Annotated in this window: 6 protein-coding genes; all 6 read right to left on the bottom strand. The window is 36.8% G+C overall.

The window, feature by feature from the left end; genetic code table 11:
- Positions 1-230: 230 nt before the first annotated feature.
- Positions 231-485: a hypothetical protein gene (locus O9290_RS25260; RefSeq protein WP_288087654.1), complete on the bottom strand. Its 255-nt coding sequence runs from the start codon at positions 483-485 to the stop codon at positions 231-233.
- A 59-nt stretch (positions 486-544) separates the two neighbouring features.
- On the bottom strand, positions 545-832 hold the full coding sequence (locus O9290_RS25265) for a MafI family immunity protein (protein ID WP_288058309.1): 288 nt from the start codon (positions 830-832) through the stop codon (positions 545-547).
- A 233-nt stretch (positions 833-1,065) separates the two neighbouring features.
- Positions 1,066-1,413, bottom strand: coding sequence for a hypothetical protein (locus O9290_RS25270; RefSeq protein WP_288058311.1), 348 nt, complete (start codon positions 1,411-1,413; stop codon positions 1,066-1,068).
- 18 nt (positions 1,414-1,431) lie between these two features.
- Positions 1,432-2,142: a colicin E5-related ribonuclease gene (locus O9290_RS25275; RefSeq protein ID WP_288058313.1), complete on the bottom strand. Its 711-nt coding sequence runs from the start codon at positions 2,140-2,142 to the stop codon at positions 1,432-1,434.
- Positions 2,143-2,153: 11 nt separating this feature from the next.
- The gene (locus O9290_RS25280) at positions 2,154-3,119 is read right to left on the bottom strand and encodes a hypothetical protein (protein WP_288058315.1); all 966 of its coding nucleotides are present in this window, start codon (positions 3,117-3,119) and stop codon (positions 2,154-2,156) included.
- A 225-nt stretch (positions 3,120-3,344) separates the two neighbouring features.
- Positions 3,345-3,770, bottom strand: coding sequence for a DUF6789 family protein (locus tag O9290_RS28335; RefSeq protein WP_353852170.1), 426 nt, complete (start codon positions 3,768-3,770; stop codon positions 3,345-3,347).
- Between the last annotated feature and the right edge of the window lie 189 nt (positions 3,771-3,959).

Raw genomic sequence — 3,959 nt, forward strand, 5'->3', positions numbered from 1 at the left:
AATAGGCTTTTCGAGGGTAATTCTTGTTTTAATTCTCCATGTACGCAGTCTTTAAAAGCCTCTATTTCGTTCCAAGACACGATTAAGAGTGGCTTTTAGGCTAAGTATAATTACTTATCGCGTAAGTGAGATGCTCCCAAGAGTCCTCTCCTTTTATGTCAGCTTCGTTAATTTTTGCTAGGGATTCATTATACTTTTCTTTGAGAAGAAGTGCATGATCTTTGATAAAGTTAACAGATTCTGTATTCATAAATTTGCTTATTTATCGATTCAATTCCTTTTCGGATTTGAGAGTCCGGCTTTTTGGCATATTCGTTATAGAATCCAGAGTGCTTACCCCCTTGTTTGGCAATATTATATGGGTCATTCACATTAGTCACATCACTCACTTCATCAACAGCCTTAGTGGCTACCAACTGTTGATTCTTCACCATTATACCTCTCCAGAAAAGTTTTTTTAAATAAGCTCTTAGTAAAGGCTTCATCTCTTATTTTGACAATTATTATTATTGGAGAGGTCTATTTAGCAGGGTCAGTCCATTACTTATCTCGTTGGGAAGGGAACCGTTATTAGAACTTGAGGCTTTAAAATCTCCCATACAGAATTTTTTAGATCTAGAGAAGAGCTAATTTCTTGAATTAAGCTGTATGCTGTTGCAGAAATAGGTAGTTCATCTTCGTATAAGATGTCACAAAAAGTCTCAATCGCTAATCTCCACTCACCTGCATTAATATAGGAGCGAACAAACTCTATCTGAGTTTCTTGCATCACTTCATTCGTAAGAAGAATAACTTCATTAAGCTTGCTTTTAATAAGTTTATAATCAGACATATATACCTCTATAAATTAGGTGAAAATCTCGATTTAACGAGGCGAAAAGCATTGCGAAGTATATCAACGGTTTCGGCTTTAGAAAATAGGCTTTGGCGTTGATAAGTAACAACCGTAAAAAAATAGGTGGCTGCTGGTGTTTTGACGCAACGATATTGAATTATTGAGTTTTACGGAGAGTGTTGGGTTTCCTTGCGTCAACCCAACCTACTAGCTAGAAGATTCACCCTTAGTTATATGCTATTTTCCCACTCAGACCGAGATAAGATAACAAAATTAAATACCATTGATTTATCTTTAATGTTCACACCCAATAGAAAATTTTTAGCAGCACTGTTACAAATATTTTGATAATTTTGCCAATCAGAAGCACTTATAGAGGAGAAATCAGCGATCAAATCTAATTGAGGACTTATTTCTCCCTCTTCATAAATAAATCCTTCTATGCCAATAATTGCCAATTCATTTTGCTGGCAATCCTGTAAAAATTTTAATGAATGAGAAATGGGAAGATAAAGTTCTCCTCCCTGAGTAAATCCATAACTACTATATAAATCAAACAATTGTTGTTCTTTTAGCATATTAACCTCGTAAAAAAATTAAAATGGAGATTTCCAGTTTGGAGCATTTCTATTTGATACTTGTACTATATCCCCAGTCCTATCATTTCTGACAACATAACTGCCATCTTTATTTATATATGCAGTAGCCGGATCATCCATTCGGCTTCCATCTGGTAAGTGTCTCGTATCTTTAGTAGATTTGATATTATTGGCGTTATCTATTGTTTCTTGAACAGTTTCTTTAGTCCAGCCACGCTTATCAAGCTGTTTTTCTATTTTTGGTTCAAATTTAGAAGTCACATCACTAGCTTTATCAACTGTTTTGGCAGCGTCACTAACTTTACCAGCAGCCTTAGCACTATCACCAATTTCTTCACCCACTTTAGCGGCATCACTAACTTTGTTAACAGCCTTAGCAGTATCGCTAATCTCATCAACAGCCTTAACAGCAGTTCTAGCTCCCTTGCCACCCGGTACAAGATTCAATACTCTTTGCCACCAAGCCAGCTTATCACCAGTTAAAATATCTCTACCTGTAATTGCCTCAAGTAAGCCTTTCCAATAGCCAATAGGAGAAAAATCAAGCAATAAACTCAACAAAAGAGCAATTAGAGCAGCCGCTAGAGCAGCTAACTTGGATTGCTGATAACAATCTTGAAGTCCACTACAGTTATGAGCCATTGCTGGCTCTGAATAAAAGATCAGAACTACAGAAAAAACTAATAGGACAAGAGTGCTTTTTTTCATTAGGGATTCCTCTATTCTAATGCTTTTTGTTTTGGGTTAGGCATCAGTAGAGCAAAAATCATAATTCCGACCATTGTAGAAATCACGATTGATATAAAAGAATCACCTCTCCACATTAGTTCGATAATCATTGAAGCCAAAAAATAACTCAACCATGTCGCAGCAATTAGACGCAGTAAAATAGGAAAACGATTAACTATATTTGCCCATCCGATTAACTTTTTAGGTGTACTATCTCGAAGTAACATTACTCCGGTAATAGATAATCCTAGAATGATTGCCTCAAACCAGTTAGATAACATTCCTGAAAGCATAGCAGTAGAACAAATAGCTTTGATAAATACTCCAATTATAGGGGGTAGAGAATTATTAGGCATCTTCCTACTGAGGAGAACCTCTCGAAGTTTTTCCCCTCGCTCCTTTACTTGGGAATCTGATGAACTTTTGAACTCCAAGAAAATTCTCACAGCACCTAATATTCCTGCCAATAAAGCTAACATTTGCCCATTATATTGAAGAGGTTGAATTGCCGCTACCGGTGGTGTAATACCTTGCCATGTATATACCGGACGAATCAATATCGGTACTGCCTGTGTCCAGACAAATACGAGGGTACTTTGTATTAATGCTTGGAGTAATCCCTCTGTGACTAAGCCAATTGTTCCTAAAGTCTTGAGACGAGGAACTGTTTGCAAACGTAACCCTTGACTTGTTAGGGGTATTGATATTAAGAGAATCGATAAAAGAGCATAAGAGAGTAGCAAAGGAATCTGAACGACAAAAAAAGTCTGAAATATATTGCCTATTTTTGGGTGTTGAAACAGAAAAAAATCACCGAAGGCATAACCGACAAGAAGATGGCTTCCAAGTCCAGTTCCAAAACTGCTGATTGCCATCAAAAGTGCCATCACAGCAATCGAAAAGGTAAAAGTTTCCCCAGGAGCAAAATGAAACCAACCTATTAGTAAACCTAACATAAGTGAGATAAGCTAAACGGCGCTTAACCTGCATGATCCAATAGCTATAACCCTTTTGGAGTCTATATCGGTGATCCGAAGTAAAAGCCGTTTAGCTTAACAGGGGCATAAGCGGCAACTTTTGACCAGTGTGTCAGGTAGATTCCATCAGCTAGAATAACAGACAGAAATCCAGAAACTCTACTAGCTGCTATAGGTAAATCACGCCACCAAAAATTAATTAACTTAGTTTCCATAACTTCCCCCAATATTAATTTTTAAAAACCTATTGCAGAATAAACCTAAAACAGATCCATATACCAAATGTCCAGAAATTGAAACAATAGTAAATTCTTGCATCACCGCTTGTAGGTGAAGCCAAGATGGATAAATACTGAACATAGCAATTTCCAGGCACATTGCCCAGGCAATGCCCCACTTCCAGTTTCGATTACCAAATAAAAAACAGTAGGCTACTGCAAATAATATTCCATTGAGTAGATGATATAAAATTCCCCAAATTAAGACAGCAGATTCGGGAGAATTAGCACCTATAATTAGCTGTCCAAAGACTGGAATTGCTTTAAAGGGATTGAGGGGAATATTAAATAATTTGACAATTAATAGTCTTGATAGGTCATAAGCACCTGTAGCAATATAGCGTTTCCCAATCTCATGAGGTACACCAAAATCTTAACTCCTGACTCCTGACTCCTCAAAACCTAAGACTCTGTACCTCACAACTATGGGAATTGCTATACTTTGCACGGCTACAACTTGCATTTTTTACTCAAGGACAATAATATAGTTTAAGAGTCATAATTAGAAGCAAAGCACTCATTAAAAACATGATTAACCTAG

Source organism: Microcystis sp. LE19-41.2A (assembly GCF_027530405.1).
GTDB lineage: Bacteria > Cyanobacteriota > Cyanobacteriia > Cyanobacteriales > Microcystaceae > Microcystis > Microcystis aeruginosa.